Source organism: Bradyrhizobium sp. CFUWI, from assembly GCF_056429085.1.
Window position 1 is genome coordinate 1 of the sequence record NZ_JBWJZE010000315.1, and the last position, 389, is coordinate 389.

1 pseudogene is annotated in these 389 nt (G+C 69.4%); it reads right to left on the reverse strand.

The features are described 5' to 3' along the window. Positions 1–124 precede the first annotated feature (124 nt). Positions 125–389 (reverse strand): annotated as a pseudogene (locus AC066S_RS39980) (potassium-transporting ATPase subunit B); the annotation flags it as partial.

Genomic DNA, 389 nt, shown 5'->3' on the forward strand with positions numbered 1-389 from the left:
AGCAGCGGCCCGCGGAGCACAGGTGCGCCGCCGTCGTCCGGGCTATCGGTGGTGGGCGGGACGGCCGGAGCGGCCGGCGTTGCGAGGAAAGAGGAAGCCATGATGGTTCTCCGCAAAAACGCGTTCAGACGAGGCCGACGGCCACGAGCGCCCAGTCGATGAGCTTGATGCCGATGAACGGCACGACGAGCCCGCCCAGGCCGTACACGGCCAGGTTGCGCCGCAGCAGCGCGGCCGCGCCCACGGGGCGGTAGCGCACGCCCTTGAGCGCGAGCGGAATCAGGAAGACGATGATCAGCGCGTTGAAGATCACGGCCGACAGGATGGCCGACGACGGGCTCGCCAGCCGCATCACGTTCAGCGCACCGAGCTGCGGATAGGTGGAGACG